Source organism: Nonomuraea cypriaca, from assembly GCF_015645445.1.
GTDB lineage: Bacteria > Actinomycetota > Actinomycetes > Streptosporangiales > Streptosporangiaceae > Nonomuraea > Nonomuraea cypriaca.
In genome coordinates this window covers 1-536 of sequence record NZ_JADOGI010000585.1, presented here as the reverse complement: position 1 = coordinate 536, position 536 = coordinate 1, and the positions used below count along the sequence as shown (strand labels likewise).

Genomic DNA, 536 nt, shown 5'->3' with positions numbered 1-536 from the left:
GGTGCCCGGTGTCCACCACCACCTGCGCCTTGGGGCCGAGTTTGACGCAGTGCGCGTACGCGGTGCCCCAGTCGGGCACGTCGGTGGCGTAGAAGGCGGGCTCGAACAGTTTGTACTCCAGCAGGAACCGCTGCCCCTCGCCCAGCCGCGCGTAGACCTCGGCCAGCGACTCGGCGAGCCGGTCCTGGCGGGCCCGGATGTCGTCCTGGCCGGGGTAGTTCAGGCCGTCGGAGAACCACAGCTTGAGGGTGTCGGAGCCGGTGGCGTCCATGATGTCCACGCACTCGAGCAGGTGGTCGGTGGCCTTGCGCCGCACCCGCGCCGAGGGGTGGGTGACGCTGCCGAGCATGTAGTCGTCGTCCTGGAAGACGTTGGAGTTGATCGCCCCGATGCCCACCCCCAGCTCGCGGGCGTGCCTGGCCAGGTCGGCGTAGTCGGTCACCTTGTCCCACGGGATGTGCAGCGCGACCGTCGGCGCGACCCCGGTGTAGGCGTGCACCTGGGCGGCGTCGGCCAGCTTCTCGTACGGGTCCCTC

1 protein-coding gene is annotated in these 536 nt (G+C 70.3%); it reads right to left on the bottom strand.

The window, feature by feature from the left end:
• A partial coding sequence (locus tag ITP53_RS55740; RefSeq protein ID WP_195903547.1) for a TIM barrel protein occupies positions 1–536 on the bottom strand: 536 nt, incomplete at both ends.